Here is a 20005-nt window from a genome sequence, read left to right as displayed (position 1 = left end):
ACAAGTTGTGCAGCGGAGGAATAATGAGCTACAAGCAATGGATTGTTCCAGTACTAATGCGACATAAATGGAGTTTCATCATTACATCCATCTTATTGATTACACAGGTAATATTAGAAATTATAATGACTGGATTGCAAAAATACGTCATTGATGATGTTTTTATCGCAGGAAATTATGGACGACTGATTCCTCTCTTAATTATTTTTGGTGCGGTCATCGCTGGCTATACAATACTATTCACTGTGGTACCGTATTTAACCAAAAAAATCGAAACCGAAATCTATCTTCTGTTAAGTAAAGGTCTAAAGGAACAGCTACACCGATTAACCATTCATCAAATTCATAACAAAAGAACCGCTCAGTTTATTCAATTGTTAACATCGGATACGAAAAAGGCTGCTGCTTTTATTGGAGTTGATTCGTTTAGCGGGATTCGTCATACCATCACAATTGTCCTATTGATTATTATTATTGGCACTATAAACTATCAAATTCTTTTATTTGTACTAATCATGAGCATATTTTATATTTTCACAGCTAAAAAGTTCTCCCCTAAACTTCGGAAAATATCCAAGTCCATAGAAGAAAGTCGGGGAAATCTATTAATTCACTTGGAAGAAGGTATTTCATCCACGAAAGAAGTCCTTTCTTTTAACCGATTAGAGCACGAGGAAAGTAAGTACCAATCCTTATTTAACCGCTACTTGGAGAATGTGGTCAACGAAGGCAAACTATTAAATAAACAATTAGCAATAAGCGGGCCTTTAAAATGGGGGGTACGCCTGGCATTATTCGGTTTCGGAGGTTATGAACTACTTCAAGGTAATATCTCATTAGGAATTTTCGTTATTGTTTGGCAATTCTCATGCAACTTAATTGATGAAATTTATTCCTTGTTTCTATTTGTATCCCACATATCGATAAACCTGGCTTATTTAGATCGGCTTAAGGCTGTCCATGATGAAACCCAAGTTGCAGACGGCACCATTTACTTAGAAGAAAAGATAATCAGGCTTTCTTTTGAAAAAGTATCATTCTCATACAACACGCATTCACCTCTTATACTCGATCAACTCCACTTCGACATTCCCATCGGTAAAAAAATTGCTTTTGTTGGTGGAAGTGGAGGTGGAAAATCCACAATTGCCCAACTACTGATTCGCTTTTTTGAACCTACTATGGGAAGTATACATGTGAATGGATACCAACTTAGTGATGTGAAGCGTAGTTCTTGGTTGCATAAAATAGCTGTCGTCTTTCAGGATCCATATATACTATCAGATACTATTCTAAATAATTTAACTTTAGGTCGAAACGAAAACTTGAGCAAAGTAAAGTCCTATGCTCAAATGGCTATGATTGATAATGTAATTGAAGAATCTACTGAAGGCTACGGAACTATAATCGGTGCCCGGGGAACTACATTGTCTGGAGGACAACGACAACGATTAGCGATAACCAGAGCTTTGATCCGGGATGCAGAAATTTTAATTTTTGATGAGGCCACGTCATCATTAGATATGGAAACGGAAAGAAATGTACAGCACAACATTGATCAACTACGAAAAGGAAAAACAACCATAATCATTGCTCATCGTTTATCAACTATTCAAAATGCTGATGTAATATACGTGCTTGATCGTGGAAGGATCGTAGACAGTGGATCTCACGAAAAATTATTACAATCATGCGATTTGTACAGAACATTACACCTCGCACAAAAAGAGCAGGTACAGACATCTGTCGAAAGACAAGTTGTAGAGGAGTTTATTTGATCATATAACAACGATTTGATGATACTATGCAAAAGGGGAGATATAAAACGTGCACAAAGTACTTCCACTTGGTAAACCCATTATTGAGAGTTATTTGCACCATGCCTATCAAACCTCAATTATTGGTCTTGAAGAAGGAACTACGCCTTGGCTGCTCTCGAATTATATTCAATTATATTTCGACGGTAATGATTCACTGCCTTTACAATTTTATATGCCGGATGAAACCGGCTATACTTGGAACTTTGGTTGTCCATTTTTAGATACACAAGTAATCAAAAAGGAGACTATAACTGAACTATATAAAGACATTAAAGAGTTTATCATTTATGCTTTGAAACATGGTAATTACGTCATGACTTATATTAATGAGAAGCATGTTCCCCAAAAGTCCAGTTATAAAAAAAATGATTTCTCTCATATGTTTTTCATTTATGGATACAATCTGGAAAAGCAAACTTTTCATCATCTAGGCTACAATGTTGAAAATAACAGCAGAAGGTTCGGAACGAGTGAGATAACATTTGAAAGTTTCATGAAAGCGTATCACAATAATCCAAATTACTTGTTCCACACTCATGAAAATGTATACCTCACTAGACTGAATGATAACTTTCAATATGATTTTAATACTTCACAAGTATTAGACCAATTAACAAATTTCTTACATTCAAGCAGACAAAAAAAGTTCAATGACGATCCCAACCATGTATTTGGATTGAATGTCTACGTAAATTTAAGACGAATACTCAAACAAAATCTTGAATGTAGAATTGATATGAAATTGACTCCTTTTTTACTTCTAGCCGAGCACAAAAAACTAATGGTGCAAAGACTGGAATACATGAGCACTCTAAAAATAATGGATAACTTTCTGAAAGAGCAGCACACATATAAACAGTTGGAGCAACGTCTGATTTTTCTAAGAAACTCTGCCTTACTATATAATCGAACGAAGCGTGTTGATGTAATGGATAACATGTTAGATGAGTTAATCCATATTCAAACTGAAGAGGCAGAAGTACTCGATGCTATTCTTCATAAAATGCATATGGGTTGAACACATCACTCAAACACAATCCGGCCTGACGGATGCTCTGGCAAAATGGACGACACCAGCTGCCGGACAGCAGGCTGATCCGACTCCATAATTGAACCTGAGGCATCCCCGGTATAGACCAGCCTTCCCTGATCCATCACGGCAATGCTGTCGCAGATCGTCAGCGCGGCGCGGATGTCATGCGTGATAAACAAATAGGATAGCCCATACGACGCTCGTAACTCTGCCAGCAAGGACAGGATCTGTGTCTGGTGAACCATATCCAGGCTGCTGATTGATTCATCCAGCACGATTAACTTCGGCTTGAGTGCGATCGCTCTGGCAATGTTGACTCGTTGCAACTGACCGCCGCTAAACTGATGGGGAAGCTTGCTCGCGTCCTGCGGCGTGAGTCCTACCTGAACAAGCAGCTGTTCAATGGTTCGCTGCTTTTCCTTGGCGGACAATCGCTCGTAATTATCCAGCGGCTCTCCAATAATCTGCGCGGCGGTCATCATCGGATTTACAGCGGAGTAACAGTCTTGAAAAACAACCTGCAAATCACGCCGCAACCCTTTAAGCACCGTTTTATCCGCTCGGTAGATGTCCTGGCCTTGGAATAGAACCTGACCTTGGCTTGGTCTTTCCAGCCCTAAAACAATTTTGCCCAATGTGCTTTTGCCAGCCCCACTCGTTCCAAGCAGTCCAAGACAAACACCTTGTTCAATCGTAAGTGACACATCCGCCAGTACAGGAGGGCGTGATCCCGAACGATCCAGCCAGCTCCGCTTGCCATAGCTATGACTTACTTCAAGTACTTGTAACATTCGAATCATCACCCTCCTTCCCTAGTTTCCATACTCCATACCACTCATCCAGACCACTTCTAGTGACCAAGAGACAACTTCGGCCGAGCATTCAACAGCATCTGAGTATATTCATGCTGCGGGTGATCAAACAGTTGGTACACGTCTGCTTGTTCGATGATCCGCCCCTTCTGCATCACGGCCACTTCATCCGCCATCTGAGAGATAACCCCAAGATCGTGGGAAATGAGCAGAATGGATGTGCCGTGCTCCTTGCGAAGCCGATCCAATTCCCGTAATACATTTAACTGGTTCACGACATCCAGTGCTGTTGTGGGCTCATCGGCAATCACCAAAGCAGGCCGCAGGCACATCGAAACAGCAATCATGACCCGTTGCAACATGCCTCCGCTGAGTTGGAACGGATAACGTTTCATCAACTTTGCCGGATCAGGCAGGTTCATATCAGCTAGCGCAGCAATGGCCTGCTCCCGTGCCTCCGCTTTGGATATCTTCGTATGGGTTCGCAGCGTTTCAATGAATTGAGATCCAATGGTATACACAGGGGTAAAAGCATTCATCGGATTCTGCATAATAAATCCGATATCCTTGCCGCGTATGCGCCGCATCTCTTCTTGCGATAAGTTGCTAAGCTCCCGTCCGTTCAGACGAATACTGCCTGACGATTCCATTCTGCGCGGATGAAGCAAACGCATCAGCGCATTACACGTGACCGTTTTGCCGCAGCCGCTCTCGCCAACCAGGCCAAAGACCTGCCCTTTTTTCAAATTCAACTGAACAGGTTCCAGTAACGGGACGGCTCCCTTCGCTGTCTTGAGCTTAACCTCTAGATCACGAACTTCAAGTACAATCTCTGCCTCGTCCATCGTCACATTCCCCCCTTGTTCAGTTATTTTCACGATTACTTCTTGGAAATCCCGTAACGATCGGATAACGCTTCTCCCAAAATGTTAAACGTCATTACAACAAGTAAAATAGCCACACCCGGATAGATCATTAACTCCGGATGACTGCGAATATACCCTGTACCTTCGTGAATCATGGCTCCCCACTCCGCATTAGGCGGCTGAATGCCTAGTCCGAGGAAGGACAGCGCCGAGATATCCATAATCGCCCAGCCCATCTCCAGTGTCCCCATAACCACGATGGGCCGCTGCACATTGGGAATGATATGTTTGCGAATGATCGTCCACGTGGAGGACCCGCTAATTCGAGCGGCTGCAATAAAATTCCGCTCCTTCAAGCTGACCACCATGTTCCTACATATACGCGCATAATGTACCCATTGCACCATCATGAGCGCAAGCAGGACTTGCATCAGACCTGGGCCGAAAATGCCCACGATCCCTAGTACCAGTACCAGCTGTGGAAATGCCAAAATGCCTTCACATAAACGCATTAGTACATTGTCAATCCAGCCGCCCAGATAACCGGATATCGACCCAACGATAAGGCCGATTACCAAAGACGACAGGAAGATTAGCGTTGCAAATCCAATGGAAACCCGCGCTCCATAGAGAAGTCTGGAGAGATTGTCTCTCCCCAGATGATCTGTACCGAGCCAGTGCTCTGCAGATGGATCCTTCAGCTTCTGCAGCAGATTGACCTTGACAGGATCATGCTGCGCAATCCACGGAGCCAGCAACGCCAGGATGAAGAAAAGGATTATAATTGCAGAGCAAATCCAAATCATTTTTTGCCCTCGAAATAGGGTAAGCCATCGGTTCATCAATGCTCTGCCCGTCCTTTCGCTGAAATCCGCGGGTCCATATACAGCTGTACCAGATCAACGATCAGATTACACACGATGAACAGACATGCCGAAATAAAGACATAACATTGGATTACGGGAATATCCCGGTTAAAGATCGCTTCGACAAAGTAACGTCCGAAACCGGGCCAGGAGAAAACTTGTTCTACAATAATCGTTCCGGTTAACAGCCTGCCCATGCTCATGCCGAATCCTGTGATAAACGGGGTGATGGCAAGCTTGAGCACATGTTTCAGCATGATGACCCGTTCACGTATGCCACGGGTTCTCGCGTATTGCACGTAGGCTTCCTGTAATTGCTCCAGTACACTGGTGCGCAGCATACGGGTGTACAGCGCAATCATCACCATGGAAAGCGTCAACGTAGGCAACACCAGGTTCTCCCAAGAGCCGCGCCCTTCAACGGGCAGCCAGTCCAGTTTGACTGCAAAAAAGAAAATGAGCAGATACCCGAGCCAGAACTGCGGAATGGAAGCACCAAAATAAGAGATGGCCCGGCTGACCATATCAATCCAGCTATTTTTGTATACCGCCGCCAAAACCCCCAAAGGGATGCTCACCAGTGCAGAGAACAGAATGCTCCATAACGCCAGTTCTGCCGTAGCCGGGAACTTATCCTTGACTTCATCAATCACCGGTTTATTGGTGAGATACGAGGTGCCAAAATCCAGCTGAGCTATTCTCTTCAACGTATCTACATACTGAGTGAACAAAGGTCGATCCAAACCGAACTCATGGCGTTTTTCTGCCAGCAGCTCTGGTGTTGGATAGATATGTGCTGCTGTCAGATACGCTTCGGCTGGATCAACAGGTGAAATATGGATTAGCCCAAAAGTCACAAGTGTAGCGATAAAAACGATAGGAATGATCGCGATCATTCGTTTACCTATATAGCCGATCACCAAACTTTCCTCCCCTTTTACCATGCCACACAAGCTCTTGTTGCCTGATGTGTTACGTGTTCATGAATACGTTCTTCGATGATGCTTATGGATTGCTTAACTTCATCCCCACAAACGGATTCTCATCACGATTCGCCGGGAAGACAAATTGAGCAATTTTCTTCTGATATACAGCTGTTTTCTTCACATAAGAGATCGGTACAATCGCCGATTGTTCCTGCAATGTCGTCAGAATGGATGTATACAGTTCCTGACGTTTTTTCTCGTCTGTAGAGGACAGTGCTGCATGAACCTGATCGTCCAGTTCCTTTTTCATCGGCAAGGCAGTAAGTGTCTCGGAGATCCCGAATCCCGGGCTTGCTACGACGTTAATGAAAGAATGCGGATCGTACGGCGCCCCGTAATTGTACCAGAAGTACAGGTCAAAATCATTGGCTTTCAGGCGTTTGATCTGTACCGTTAACTCAAGTCCGGTAAGGTTTACTTTGACCCCCAGCTCGCTCCATTCAGCCTGAATGGTTTCGCCCATTGCTTTCTGAATCGGGTCGGTTTTATCAAAAATCAGTTCGAATTCCAGCTTCTGTCCGTCTTTCTCACGCACGGTTCCACCAGCCGGAAGTTTCCAGCCTGCTTCGTCCAGCAATGTTTTGGATTGCTCCACGTTATATTCAATCGGTTTCAGGTCAACATTAGTGTACGGATAGTTTTTGGACAATGCAGTATCGGCCGGTTCTTCCAGACCCAACGTGACACCTTCTACCATGGCTTTCTTGTTAAAGCCCTGTTGAAGTGCCATCCGCACTCTCACATCAGACAACTTCGGATTGGAAGAGTTAAGCAACAGGTCACGCGTACCTACAGGATCAGACAACTCACTTACATATTTGTCGTTGTCACGAAGCTGCTGGAACGCATCCAGACTGATCATACCTTCACCGTAAATCAGATCCAGATCGCCTTTTTCAAAAGCAAGCACACGTGTCTCTGCATCAGGGATGATTTTGACCGTAATTTGATCGAACGCCGGTGCAGTACCCCAGTAATTCGGGTTACGTTTGAAGACCGCATACTCATCCTGCTTATAATCAGCGAGCATCCACGGGCCCGTACCCACCGGCTCTTTGATGCCTTTGGATGTATCCCCATCATCCGGGAATCCAGCCGCGCCCAGGAAGCGGAACGGACGAACCACGGACAAATCCTGAAGTACAGGATAATACGGCTCGGTAAGAGTCATGCGGAACGTATGATCATCTACGACTTCTGTCTTACCCAGCACGCCGATAATGCCCAGCCAGCTATGTGTTTTTTTATTTTTCATAATGGAGTCAAAATTCTTTTTCACAATTTCAGCATTAAAAGGTGTACCATCGGAGAATTTCACCCCTTGGCGCAGCTTGAATGTATATACTTTGCCATCATCGGAGATGGTCCATGATTCGGCAAGCGCAGGTTCCAGTTTGCCATCCTTCTGGTAACTCACCAGTGGTTCATAGATCATGGATTGGGCAAACAATTGGGACGGATTGTACGTATGTGGATTCATTGTACCGATATCCCGTGGCCAAGACATCGTAATCGACTTCGCCGAAGCCGCCTGATCTCCCGAAGCAGAAGAAGACGCCGAACTGCTCTCTTTATTACTGCAACCCACGATAAATAACAGCAACAACAGTGTTGTCACCATCATAAGGGTAGTAGAACGTTTGTTTTGTTGTCCTGACATAGATATAAACCCCTTTTCTCTCTTCTCTCATTCTTCACCTGATCATTATCGTGATAATGATTCTCATATTCATTAAGAATATGAAGTAGCCTCCCTTTTGTCAACAAAAATCGACATAATATGTATGCCCATTAAATAGCCAAAAAAGCCCTCTCCATAGGAGGAGAGGCTTTATTAGGTGAATATATGCATATTTACTGCATATTCTCTGTATATTTCGTCTTCATTTCATATCTATACACCATTTATCTAGTCATTTCTGGATGCGCAGGTACAACCCGATGTTGCTTCAGCTTCACATCTTTCATATACACTTGCTGTCTTACGTATAAAATTCAGTGCTACCCGTTGCAGAGACTCATTATAGTTTCCCTTCCTCGCGGTCGCCAGCAATCACTTCATCCGTTTCCTTGACATAGTTCACGATCTCTTGGGCCGTTGTGTAGGCCACACCTACATAGGTATCAGCTGCACCGTAATAAATGGCAATTCGTCCAGTATCGGCATCGTGCAGGGTTGCACATGGGAAGACAACGTTATCAACAAAGCCCTGTTCCTCATACCATTTCTCCGGCGTTAGTACAAAGTTGGATGAACGATACTTCACTTTGGACGGCTCATCCAGATCGAGAATAACCGCACCCATACTGTACACAAAACCGTTGCACGTCCCGGTTACACCATGGTAGAACATCAGCCAACCTTCGGATGTCTCGATCGGAGCCGGACCACCGCCAATCTTCACGGATTGCCACCAGCCTTGGCCGCCTTTGCTCATAACATGACGATGTTTGCCCCAATACACCAGATCCGGGCTTTCGCTCAGGAAAATGTCTCCAAACGGGGTATGTCCGCTATCACTTGGTCTGGACAGCATCACGTAATTGTCGTTAATTTTGCGTGGAAACAAGACGCCATTGCGGTTGAAGGGCAGCATCGGATTCTCAAGACGGATAAACATTTTGAAATCCTCCGTCTTGGCAAGGCCCAGAGCCGCACCGTAAAAATCGGTACACCAGATAATGTAATAGGTATCCTCCACTTTGACCAGACGCGGATCGTATGCGTAGTTCGGCATAAACGGTTCGCCCTGCTCGTCCACAAAAGCAATGCGCTCTTCTTCGATTGTCCAAGACAATCCGTCTTCACTGGAACCCAGGTGCAGGTGCGGACGGCCATTGATCGTCTCTGCGCGGAATACACCAATGAATTTCCCCTCATAAGGAACAACTGCACTGTTGAAAATACGCGCAACCCCTTTAACCGGATTACGCGGTACAACTGGATTGAATGAGTGTCTCCACACCGGACCTTCCGTTCCTTCCGGTTTATTCTCCCACGGCATATTTGGCAAAGCATCCCCAATAATGTGTACCTTTTTCGTTTCTGTAACTGTCATATTTCATTTCCCCCTTTAATTGAATGATTTCAAGGAATGGTTTCATGCATTCATTTCACGGAACCTTGCGCAAAACCGTTGTAGATGTATTTCTGAAGCAGCAGGAAAATAATCATCGTTGGAATAATGGCAATCATAATCCCTGCGCTGATGACCTCCCATTGTGATCCGAAGGGGCCCTTGAACTTGAACAGGGCAGTGGAAATCACCTGTAGATCGGTCTTGGGCATATATAGGAATGGCGTGTAGAAATCGTTGTAGATGTTTACACCTTTGACGATAATAACCGTAACAATTGCCGGTTTCAGCAAAGGTAAAATAATTTTCCAATAGATCGTGAAGTACGAAGCACCGTCCAGCATGGCCGATTCATCGAGTGCACTGGAGATTGAACCAAGGAATTGCAGGAAGATGTATACCGCGATAATATCGGTTCCCAAATACATAACGATGGCGGCCCATCGTGTGTTGAACAGGTCGAGTGCGTTAATAATCTGGAAGGTCGCAACTTGTGTGGTTACACTCGGAATCAAGGTAGCGAGCAGGAATGCGGCAACCATGATTTTTTTACCTTTGAATTTGAAGCGATCCAGAACATATGCAATCATAGATCCCGTTAATGTTGCACCCACGATGGAAATGATCAGGATAATAATGGTGTTTTTGAAACCAACAAGCATATTGCCATCAACAAATGCCTTCGTATAGTTCGCAAAATAAAACCAGTCGGCTGGCGGGGCAAGTGGACTACTTGTGGCATATTCGGCATTGGTCTTCAGGGACGCAAAGAGGATCACCACGATGGGCAAAAGTGCAATGAACGCTGCCAGAATAAGAGATGCGTATTTCAGTATAATTGCGATGGTCGTTTTGAATGGGTTCACGTTCATTCCTCTCCTTTCATGCTGACACGCTGCACAAGCGTCACAAGAATAACGATCAGAAGCAGCACAACAGCCATGGCTGATGCGAGTCCCAGTTTGCCGTATTTAAATGCCAAGTGAACCGTCTGAATAACAAAGGTCATACTGCCGTTGGAACCGTCAGTCATAATATATGGAATATCGAACGCACTGATGGCGCCGCTTATGGCCAAGATCAGGTTGAGCTGCAGGATACGGGTAATACTCGGCAAAATAATATGGCGGAATTGCTGCCAGCGGTTGGCACCATCAATATCGGAAGCTTCATACACATCCTTCGGAATGGAAGAAATCGCTCCGAGGAAGATAATAAAGTTAAAGCCCGTGTATCTCCAGACCGATGCACCCGCAAGAGATATGTTAATGATATTCGGGTTCCCAAGCCAAAGCTGGGTGTACTTCCCGAGTCCAATCGCTTGCATCAGCGTATCGAGCGTCCCATCCGGTTTGAAGAAAAAGAGGAAGATAAATCCGATGGCAACACCATTCAGCAGGTAAGGAAAGAACAGGATGCCTTTGAAGAAATTTTTGCCCCGGATTTTGAAACTCAGAATTGTCGCAAAATAAAGAGCCAGACCCATCTGTACAAAAGTGGCAACGAAATAATATAAGCTTACAATGAACACTTTGAAGTATTCCGGATCACTAAAAATCCGCGTGTAATTCTCCAATCCGACATAGTCGAACCTTTTACTGTATCCATTCCAGTCGGTAAAGCTGTATTTGAACATATTAATGACAGGCAAATAAGCAAACGTGAACAACAATGCCAGCGGAATAATCGAGAAGGCACAGATAATAAATATGCGTTGTGCTGAGTAACTCCAGTTTGAAAGTTTTACGTACTTCATGCTCCCCACACCTCCCAGCGGTTCGGCCGCCTTGGTTCATTAAAGCTTCGTATCGCTCCGCGGATGTAACCGCAGGGCGGGCCAAGTAAATACATTTTGAACAGGTTATCACCTTAGTCATTCCACTAATGGCTCAAACGCGCTGCGAACCTGGCCCTAAAACCCGACAACTACCGACACCCGCATTATATCTGCTCACATCTGCTGTATGAACGCTCGTTTTTTCTATTATTTCATGACCTCGGCGCGGGCTTTTACCCATTTATCGTTCAGATCTTTCATGATGTCATCGTACGATTCGCTTCGATTACCAATAGCTGCCTCAATAATGCGTTTCTTGAAGTCGGGCTGCCAGAGACCAATCTCGCCTTCGTTATCGATTTTGTCCATCAATCCCTCTTGCCCCTCTTTAGCGGGAGTTAGCGTAGAGAATTTTACGTCCTTGTATTGATTCAGAATGGGTGGCAGCTCTGCGCTTTTATCTGCGCTCATACCTCCTCCCTGCTGGACAGCATAGTTGGATTTCGCCAGGAACCAGTCGATCCATGCTTTCGCTGCAGGTTTGTTCTCGCTGTTCACATTCATGCCGATGTTGTAGTCCGCGGACAGCGGTACAATGATATCACTAGCCTTGGTCGGGAATGGCAAGAAACCGATATTGTCCGGTGTATCTGTCATACCTTGAATCTGTGTGATCGCCCAAGATCCGAGAGCCATCGTTGCAATTTTGCCTTTAGCCAGATCCGCCTTGGAGCTCTCCCAGTCTGTAGTCGTTGGATCTTTCTCGATCAGGCCATTCTTCGCTGCGTCATAGAGCACTTTGTATAGCTCGTAGTGCGGCTGCCCTGGCACAAAGTTATCATCCGTGTTTGGTTGATCTACGTTGACATAATCCACACTCCCTGCAACTGTCGGCAGGTCTGCCTCCCACTGAGTAAGTGCCCAGCCGGATGCGTAGTTGGTGTAGAGCGGAATAGCATCTGTGTTGTCTTTCACCTTCTGAAGTGCTACCTGGAATTGCTCTGGTGTCTTCGGCAGTTCGTTGATACCTGCATCTTTGAAGACTTGTTTGTTATAAATGATGCCGGAGAACGTAATAACGGTTGGAATTCCGTATACCTGGCCATCCACCATACGCTCTTCAATAGCGGTATATTTGTCTTTTAGCTCATCGTACGTACCGAGTGGCTCGAAAAAGTCCGGGATATCGGCGATCGGAACACTTGTTGGAATCATAAGTACGTCGCCGTAGTCTTTGGTGCTCATCCGAATTTTCACTTGCCCCTCATAATCAGCCAAGGCCTGGAAATTCACTTTAACGTCCGGATACTCTTTGTTGAACTCGGCCGCATAGTTCTTAAATACGGTATCCACAATATCTGTACGTTGCGTCAAAACCGTGATTTCCCCCTTGATATCTGCCGGATCTGTGCTAATCTCTTCTCCCGACTGCGAAGACCCTCCTCCTGATGAACATGCAGCAAGCAGCGAAGTGATGAGCAGCATCGTCAGCAACAACATCCAACCTTTATTTTTTTGCATTTGTTCCGACCCCTCTCTTAATTTAATTAGGTTATCGTTAAGGTTACAAAACAGATTCTATTATGGTAACGCTTACCTGTCAATGATATTATTCTATTACACCATTCATAAATGAAGACATATTTCGTTGACAAGTACATTTTATAGAACTAATATTACTCCATAAAGTTAACGATAACTTAATTAAACATAATTTTGTACTGTCGAAGGAGCACTCTGAATGACTCAAAAGTTGGTTCAGCTTCAATCTGAAATCGCGGAGCATTGGAAAACAAAGATTTTGCCGTTTTGGGCTAATCTGAAAGACACAGACCATGGCGGATTCTATGGCTGGGTTGGCAATGATCTGCTCGTTAACCGGTATGCACCCAAAGGTGGGATCGCTACAGCACGGCAACTCTGGTCTTTTGCCGCAGCCTACCGGGTGACCGGAGAGAAAATCTGGCAGGATCAAGCTGACCATGCCTATCGTTTTCTCACTGAATACCTGGTGGACAGGGAGCATGGAGGGATGTACTGGATGGTGGAAGCCACTGGTGAACCGCTGGATATGAGCAAGCATGTATATACCCAGGCTTTTGGCGTATATGCGCTCAGTGAATACTATCGCGCAACCGATAACACTTCTGCACTGGAACTTGCGAAAACGGTTTTTGCACGGATTGAGAGCAAAGGCCTTAACGCGGAACTGCCCGCTTACAAAGAGCAATTTGATCGGTACTGGAACGAACAGCCTAATGAAATGCTGAGTGAAAACGGGGTCATCGCGGATTACACGATGAATACCCATATCCATGTGCTTGAAGCTTACACCACCCTTTACAGGGTATGGCCGGACCCCGAAGTAAAAGCAGCGCTTGAACGCCTGCTCGGGATTCTGTATGAACGGGTATATGACAAAAACACAAAGTTCCTCGGGGTATTTTTCAACCAAAAGTGGGAGTCCATCATTGATCTGCGCTCGTTTGGACATGACATCGAGGCCAGTTGGCTGATTGACGACGCCCTCAAGATCCTGGGGCTTGAACATCACCCGCAATATTCAGTCATGGTCACGGATATCGCCTATAACATCCTGAATTCTGCTGTGCAAGCAGATGGTTCACTAATAAATGAACAGGAAGGCCACCATGTGGATACCATGCGCATCTGGTGGGTTCAGGCGGAAGCGATGGTTGGTTTCTATAACGCCTATCAACGCACCGGTGATGCCGTGTTTCTGGAACAAGTCGAAAGACTGTGGAGTTATACGAAGGATCACATTGTTGATCTCCGTGCAGGTGGCGAATGGCACTGGGCCGTGGATGAAAAGGGTACACCCGATCAGCACGAAGTCGCCGGCCCTTGGAAATGCCCGTACCATAACAGCCGGTTTTGCATTGAGCTACTGGAGAGGATGGGATAAGCATGATACACCCGAAATATGAATCATTACTGGAACAGCAGGAACAGCTTTTGTCACGTAAAAATGAAGTCGATTCCTCTTTCTACAATGGCGTACTCCGGCACGTATCATTGCCAAGCCGGGCGGCCATTTCATTGCCCCTTATGATGATGAGCGTGTGGGCAATGTATCCAATGTTATATTTTGCAACGGTGCTGCAGAACGAACGTTTATTGCAAAAGCATTGAAATTAACATCGGAAGATCAACCTCACCCCCTTTCGGACGTAGCGAAAATAGTGATGCGATGTCTGGAATGCCTTTATTCCAGGTTGGTAACGAGGTATACTAATATGGATTGTTGTTATGTTGGAAAAAAGCGCTCATCATAATGACAGCACATTGTATCTAAACCGGCTTGAAGGAGGCGACCAAAGCTGAAAAACAATATCACCATGCGGGATATCGCCGACAAGCTCGGGGTCAGCAGTGTGACCGTCTCGAAAGCGTTAAATGACAAAGATGGTGTCAGTGGCGAATTAAAGGAAAAGATTAAACAACTTGCCGTCCAGATGGGTTATCGGTATAACGCCACAGCCCGTTCAATGAAGGAAGGCTTAACCCATAATATCGGCGTAATTATCCCGGAGCGGTTCACCGGGCCTACGCAATCGTTCTATGTACGCGTGTTCCAACGCATCACTAAACATCTGGAGGATCAAGGGTACTACGGCATTCTCCATATTTTGAACAGTGAGGACGAAGAAGAACTGTCACTGCCCAAGCTGTACAGTGACAGTAAGGTCGACGGCTTCATTGTGCTGGGTCAGATCAGCAAGGAATATATTGAACTGGTACAGTCGATGGACGTTCCAAAGATGTTCCTCGACTTCTACGATGAGCATTCCGATATCGATTCGGTGGTGACCGATAACTTCTATGCCGCGTATGAGTTAACGAACTATCTGATCCAGCAGGGGCACCACAGCATTGCTTATGTTGGCAATCTGTATTCAACCAGTAGCATTCAGGATCGGTTCCTTGGTTACTACAAATCCCTGCTGGAACACCGACTACCTATGAATCCGGATCTCATCCTGAATGATCGGGACGAACGGGGAACCTTTATCGAGATTGACCTGCCCGCACAGCTGCCCACCGCATTTGTCTGCAACTGTGATCAAGTCGCTCATCTGCTCGTGCAGAAGCTGACTTCGCTGGGAATTCAAGTACCCGCTCAATGCTCTGTCGTTGGTTTCGACAATGATATCTATGCCATGTTGTCCGAACCCAAGCTCACCACGGTTGAAGTGGATATTGAGCAGATGGCACGCACAGCTGTTCAATCCATGCTCAAAAAGATCGATGATCCTAATCGCAGCTTCGGTCGTGTTCATGTGAAGGGCAATATCATCTACCGCGAATCGGTGAATGTTGCGCCGAAATCGACACGCCAATTGACAACCTAATGGAGTCAGTAAAATTTAAAAACGAGCGGCTCCCACAACCTTGTTGTGGAGCCGCTTGTTTTTTTGTGCATCTGTTTTTTTGGTGTACTGTATAGCTTAATTAGTAGCTTGTTTTCAGCCAGTTGTCTTTAGACCAGGTTAGTTTTCCTGCACCTGCACCATTGGAATTTGTCAGCCGTGCATTCAGCGTAGACGGATCATCCGTCTGATAACTGTATGGCAGGGAAGTAAAGCCATTCCACGAGAACGGTTTGATCACGGCTGGAACAGGTGCCAGCGGGCTACCTACTATGCCACTATCGCCACGGAACGAGCTCCCATCCAGAGAGTAGATCGTATCGAGCACGCTGATTTTACCCGTGTATGTGGCATTGGTTGGATCTGTCTGATTGTTGCGTACAGGGTACTGCACATCCTTGATTACGGATTTTTCAACCAACACAGCCCCATTTTCGGTGGAGATGGCTCCGTTGCTAGTAATACCGAATTTGTAGCCTTTGGAAGCGATGGCTGTTGCCATAGCAGTAGTAATACGCGCTTGGGCTGAACGTGCATCGGTCGCATCCATAATGATGTTATACGCATGAGCATTACCGCCGCGCAGACGAGGCATGCGATCCTGAATGTCTTTGTACAGGTTGTGATGCAGCGTAATGGACAGATTAGCGTTAGCTGACTCCAGGCTGGTCGCACCAACGAGATGCCCTTTTTTCTGCGGCCCAGCGATAGCAATGACATCTTCCTTGCTTAGACCGACCGCACTGCTACGCAGGTAATTGTACATGGGATAGGAAGCTTTATTGGCTTCCAACTCGTTAATCTGACGGGTGACCCAGCTGTTCGCGCTGCCGTCATCCCCTTTGAAGGTGGACCACGAGATGGTCACACCACTGGTTCCCTTTTTCGAGTCGACGAGTCCGTCATAGGCTTTGTTAAACGTGCAGTGATCGATCCATACGCCGCTGCTATCCTCCAGGGTAATGTAATCCCAATCGTTTTTGTCATAGTCGCCTTTGGTGGATTCATCCCACTCCCACAGCTCATCGAATTCCAGGTTGCGGATGATGACGTTGGAGCTTCGTTTCACCGTGATGGCAGCGTGTTTGATCTTGGAACCGTTGGCCGAGAAAATGGTTAATCCATTGAATCCGTCCACCGTAATTTTGCTGACTCCCGTCTGCTTCAATACAGGGTGTGTCAGTGCATCGTTATGCTTGGCAAAAGGCGAGGTCTGTGCCGCGCTAGGAATCTCGTTCCATCCTAAATCGAGGTCGTTCATAATTTCAACGACTTTGACACCGGAGTTCTTTTTCAGAGCCAGCGCCAGGTCGGTGGCATTGTACACTTTTTTGTACGTGGACGTGTTCGACTCATTGATGATTCCTCCGCCCGTATTGCCTTGGGAGAAACCGGTCAGATTGTAATCTGCATTGCCCGCTGCCTGCACACTTGCAGGTCCGGATAATAAGGTGAACCCTAACGTGAGAGCCAGAGCCGTGCTGCATAAGCTTCGTACTGTTTTTTTCATCGAATTGATTCCTCCCGGTAGATTATGAGTTTGCTTGTCTGCCCCTCTGCACTATGTTCATGTCGCAAGTGACATATTCACAATGTAAGTGTTGAAAGCGATTACAACAATAATCCTGATTTCACATTTGCAGGAGAACGACGGAACGGACAGGATTTGTGCCCAAAGCAACCTGGTATCGTATGTAGTTAACTTGTAAATCAGAGGATGTAGGAAAAATAACGGATGAATGACCTGATTAGCGGGCGTGTGAAAAAATGAAAACAAAAAAGCAGGACTGCTTCTGCTGCAGACCTGCCCGATTTTACTTTTTGATGGAACGTGTCCAGAAGCCTCCATGGAACTGTTTGGGCTCCACCGTAATGACAAACGCTTTGGGATCAAGAGCCAGGATCGTCTGGTAGAGCAGCTTCTGATTTTTACGTTTCGCAAGAATCTCCATCACAAGTCGATCTCCGTCTCGTCCGCTACCGACCCATGAGGTTACACCGTACCCTTTATCGCGCAGAGCATTTGCCAGCCCTCCGTCCATCTGGTTGCAAATCACTTTCACGGTAACGTAACCGAGTGCAATCTTTTCCTCGATCCATGCTCCGAGCAGTACTCCAAGTCCATACCCCACGGCGTATACGATGAGAGCTTCCGGCTGTTTCAAATAGTTAAGCACCAGATTCAAACCCAGCACATAGATCACAATCTCACCCATACTGATCAGGGCAGCGATGTATTTCTGCCCTTTGAGCGTTAAGATCATGCGCAGGGTATAGGCCGATACATATACAATCTGAATCAAAAAGATAAATATCAATATTTTAAACAATGACCATCCCTCTTTCCCAGGCTTTCCACTGTAAATCAAGCCCTCTGTTACATGCTGCATGACGAGCACTTCCGCCTAAGTGGAAAAACATTTTATATCACGCGTTACATGAAGCTCATCCTATTCCTCTATCTCCATCATTGGACGTTATGGCCTATTCCTAAACGGCTTGATGTAAATTTTCAGGTATCTGTCCGGTCCGTATGTGCCGGAACTGTCATTATAAAACCGTTTATGACGATGTTCAACCCGGCGAAGGTCCCAGGGGCGTAAAAGCCAAGGCATGAATATACTGTATTAACCACACGGGATATAGGGTGAGCCCTTATTCTTACGAAGCTGTCGACAGACTTGTTCAGAAGTGAAATTTGGACGGAATGCAGGTCTTATTGGGAATAGGGTTACCTGTTCGTACGAAGAACGGAATGAACATCAAAGGAGGAGTGCACCATGCGCATATGGCGAGAAATGGAGCAAGAAGGCATGGAAGAGCTTATATTTTGCCACGATCCCTCCAGCGGACTTAAAGCAATCATTGCCATTCACAATACTGCTCTAGGCCCAGCGTTGGGTGGATGCCGCTGCTGGGCCTATGCATCCGAAGAAGAAGCGATCCGAGACGCGGTAAAGCTAGCCCAGGGCATGACCTACAAAAATGCCATGGCAGGCCTGCCTTATGGCGGCGGTAAAGCAGTGGTCTGGGATGTCGGTGGCACGATAAAGCAGACGGTGACGGGGGAACGAGACGGCAGGTTGCTGGCGGACTCTGCGAAGAGTAGCACGCTTGGCGCGGGGCGGGCGGGTTCTGCGAAGGGTGACACGCTTGGCGCGGGGCGGGCGGGCTCTGCGAAGAGTGACACGCTTGGCGCGGGGCGGGCAGACTCTGCGAAGAGTGACACGCTTGGCGCGGGGCGGGCGGGCTCTGCGAAGGGTGGCACGCTTAGCGCGGGGCGGGCGGACTCTGCGAAGAGTGACACGCTTGGCGCGGGGCGGGCGGGCTCTGCGAAGAGTGGCACGCTTGGCGCGGGGCGGGCGGGCTCTGCGAAGAGTGGCACGCTTGGCGCGGGGCGGGCGGGCTCTGTGAAGGGTGAAGCACTGCGTGCGCTGCGTTTCCGGGCATTGGGTAGCTGTCTGGAGCGACTAAACGGTCGCTTCGTGACAGGTCTGGATCTGGGTACTACGGCGGCAGACATGGACCAGATCCGGATGGAGACGGCATATGTGACGGATACCACAGGTTCGCTTGGCGCACAGGATGACTTCACTGCCGACATGACCGCCTACGGCGTGTACACCGGCATTGTCACCTCACTGCGCCATCTGGGCACAGCCGATCTGCAGGGCATCTCCGTTGCCGTCCAGGGACTGGGCAAGGTCGGGCATGCCCTGTGCCGTTACCTGCATGCAGCCGGGGCACGGCTGATCGTGGCAGACGTTGTACCGGAACGTGTACAACGTGCCCTTGTGCAGTTCAGCGGCGCCATCTCGGCCGACCCGGCCCGTATTCACGCCGCTGACTGCAGGGTGTTCGCCCCCTGTGCCCTAGGGGGCGTGTTGACCCCGGCGACTGTGGAGGAGCTTCGCTGCTCCATTGTCGCCGGGGCGGCCAACAACCAGCTGAGTGAACGTCAGCTGGTTGTTGGCCGCATGCAGGCGCGCGGCATCCTGTACGCGCCTGACTACGTGCTGAGCGCAGGCGGCATTATCAGCACCGCCTGCGAACTGCAAGGCGCCGGGCCTGACCTGATCCGCCAGAAAGTGGCGGGGATTGCAGGCACGCTGAGCAAGGTATACGCAGAAGCTGCGCGCTCTGGAATCTCTACAGCAGATGCAGCGGATCGTCTAGCCGAGGCCATTCTGCGATCTGGCCAGACCGACCAGACCCAATAAATGAGGTTGAAGCAGCTCTTTTTTCAATGATCGAGCTAGTACTGTTTCAACCTTTTCATTCGGAGTCTTGCAGAGCTCTTTTTTAAAAGTCCTTCACCCATATCCACATCTACAGTTACATTCACACCTACATTACTTGTCCCAACACTCTAACGAT

The 20005-nt window shown here is 46.9% G+C and carries 17 protein-coding genes and 1 pseudogene; 7 read left to right on the top strand and 11 right to left on the bottom strand.

All coding sequences use genetic code 11. The features are described 5' to 3' along the window. The first annotated feature begins 23 nt into the window (after positions 1–23). Together ACUTVW_RS13570 and ACUTVW_RS13565 are read left to right on the top strand one after the other, a co-directional pair. Entirely contained in the window at positions 24–1778 is a 1755-nt protein-coding gene (locus tag ACUTVW_RS13570; protein WP_445646289.1) for an ABC transporter ATP-binding protein, read from the top strand. 49 nt (positions 1779–1827) lie between these two features. Next, a complete protein-coding gene (locus ACUTVW_RS13565) occupies positions 1828–2838 on the top strand; it encodes a hypothetical protein (protein WP_445646288.1) in 1011 nt (336 codons plus the stop codon). A gap of 5 nt (positions 2839–2843) precedes the next feature. Here ACUTVW_RS13565 and nikE read toward each other — a convergent pair whose 3' ends face one another. From nikE to ACUTVW_RS13520, 9 genes are all read right to left on the bottom strand, one after another. Beyond that, positions 2844–3644, bottom strand: a complete 801-nt coding sequence (gene nikE, locus ACUTVW_RS13560) for a nickel import ATP-binding protein NikE (protein ID WP_445646287.1) — start codon at positions 3642–3644, stop codon at positions 2844–2846. 59 nt (positions 3645–3703) lie between these two features. Continuing rightward, positions 3704–4510: a nickel import ATP-binding protein NikD gene (gene nikD / locus ACUTVW_RS13555; protein ID WP_445646286.1), complete on the bottom strand. Its 807-nt coding sequence runs from the start codon at positions 4508–4510 to the stop codon at positions 3704–3706. A 35-nt stretch (positions 4511–4545) separates the two neighbouring features. Further along, entirely contained in the window at positions 4546–5373 is an 828-nt protein-coding gene (nikC, locus tag ACUTVW_RS13550; protein WP_445646411.1) for a nickel ABC transporter permease subunit NikC, read from the bottom strand. Beyond that, positions 5373–6317, bottom strand: coding sequence for a nickel ABC transporter permease subunit NikB (gene nikB, locus ACUTVW_RS13545; RefSeq protein WP_445646285.1), 945 nt, complete (start codon positions 6315–6317; stop codon positions 5373–5375). Before nikB ends, nikC begins: the two co-directional genes overlap by 1 nt. Before the next feature lie 85 nt (positions 6318–6402). Then, positions 6403–8043, bottom strand: a complete 1641-nt coding sequence (gene nikA / locus ACUTVW_RS13540) for a nickel ABC transporter substrate-binding protein (RefSeq protein WP_445646284.1) — start codon at positions 8041–8043, stop codon at positions 6403–6405. Between the two features lie 361 nt (positions 8044–8404). After that, positions 8405–9442, bottom strand: a complete 1038-nt coding sequence (locus ACUTVW_RS13535) for a glycoside hydrolase family 130 protein (RefSeq protein ID WP_445646283.1) — start codon at positions 9440–9442, stop codon at positions 8405–8407. Between the two features lie 50 nt (positions 9443–9492). Next, positions 9493–10332, bottom strand: a complete 840-nt coding sequence (locus tag ACUTVW_RS13530; protein WP_445646282.1) for a carbohydrate ABC transporter permease — start codon at positions 10330–10332, stop codon at positions 9493–9495. Next, a complete protein-coding gene (locus ACUTVW_RS13525; RefSeq protein ID WP_445646281.1) occupies positions 10329–11216 on the bottom strand; it encodes a carbohydrate ABC transporter permease in 888 nt (295 codons plus the stop codon). The genes ACUTVW_RS13530 and ACUTVW_RS13525 overlap by 4 nt, the downstream gene beginning before the upstream one ends. Before the next feature lie 228 nt (positions 11217–11444). Then, positions 11445–12758 (bottom strand): ABC transporter substrate-binding protein, encoded by a 1314-nt coding sequence (locus ACUTVW_RS13520; RefSeq protein WP_445646280.1) that lies wholly within the window; start codon positions 12756–12758, stop codon positions 11445–11447. Between the two features lie 220 nt (positions 12759–12978). On the opposite strand from ACUTVW_RS13520, the gene ACUTVW_RS13515 reads away from it, so the two are divergent. The 3 genes from ACUTVW_RS13515 (at position 12979) to ACUTVW_RS13505 (ending at position 15610) form a co-directional block, all read left to right on the top strand. Then, positions 12979–14163 (top strand): AGE family epimerase/isomerase, encoded by a 1185-nt coding sequence (locus tag ACUTVW_RS13515; protein ID WP_445646279.1) that lies wholly within the window; start codon positions 12979–12981, stop codon positions 14161–14163. Between the two features lie 2 nt (positions 14164–14165). Continuing rightward, positions 14166–14390, top strand: a complete 225-nt coding sequence (locus ACUTVW_RS13510) for a hypothetical protein (protein WP_445646278.1) — start codon at positions 14166–14168, stop codon at positions 14388–14390. 242 nt (positions 14391–14632) lie between these two features. Then, a complete protein-coding gene (locus ACUTVW_RS13505) occupies positions 14633–15610 on the top strand; it encodes a substrate-binding domain-containing protein (protein WP_445646277.1) in 978 nt (325 codons plus the stop codon). A 100-nt stretch (positions 15611–15710) separates the two neighbouring features. On the opposite strand, the gene ACUTVW_RS13500 is transcribed toward ACUTVW_RS13505, so the two are convergent. Together ACUTVW_RS13500 and ACUTVW_RS13495 are read right to left on the bottom strand one after the other, a co-directional pair. Further along, a complete protein-coding gene (locus tag ACUTVW_RS13500; protein ID WP_445646276.1) occupies positions 15711–17138 on the bottom strand; it encodes a pectate lyase family protein in 1428 nt (475 codons plus the stop codon). Between the two features lie 304 nt (positions 17139–17442). Next, positions 17443–17958: a DUF2179 domain-containing protein gene (locus ACUTVW_RS13495; protein ID WP_445646275.1), complete on the bottom strand. Its 516-nt coding sequence runs from the start codon at positions 17956–17958 to the stop codon at positions 17443–17445. A gap of 450 nt (positions 17959–18408) precedes the next feature. Here ACUTVW_RS13495 and ACUTVW_RS13490 point away from each other — a divergent pair. Both ACUTVW_RS13490 and ACUTVW_RS13485 read left to right on the top strand, forming a co-directional pair. Further along, a pseudogene (locus ACUTVW_RS13490) lies at positions 18409–18657 on the top strand (Glu/Leu/Phe/Val dehydrogenase dimerization domain-containing protein); the annotation flags it as partial. Between the two features lie 381 nt (positions 18658–19038). Further along, entirely contained in the window at positions 19039–19848 is an 810-nt protein-coding gene (locus ACUTVW_RS13485; protein ID WP_445646410.1) for a Glu/Leu/Phe/Val dehydrogenase family protein, read from the top strand. Positions 19849–20005: the final 157 nt, after the last annotated feature.

The organism is Paenibacillus sp. TSA_86.1, from assembly GCF_052691815.1.
Note: the sequence above shows the minus strand (reverse complement) of the source record. Positions and strands in the feature narration are given on the sequence as shown.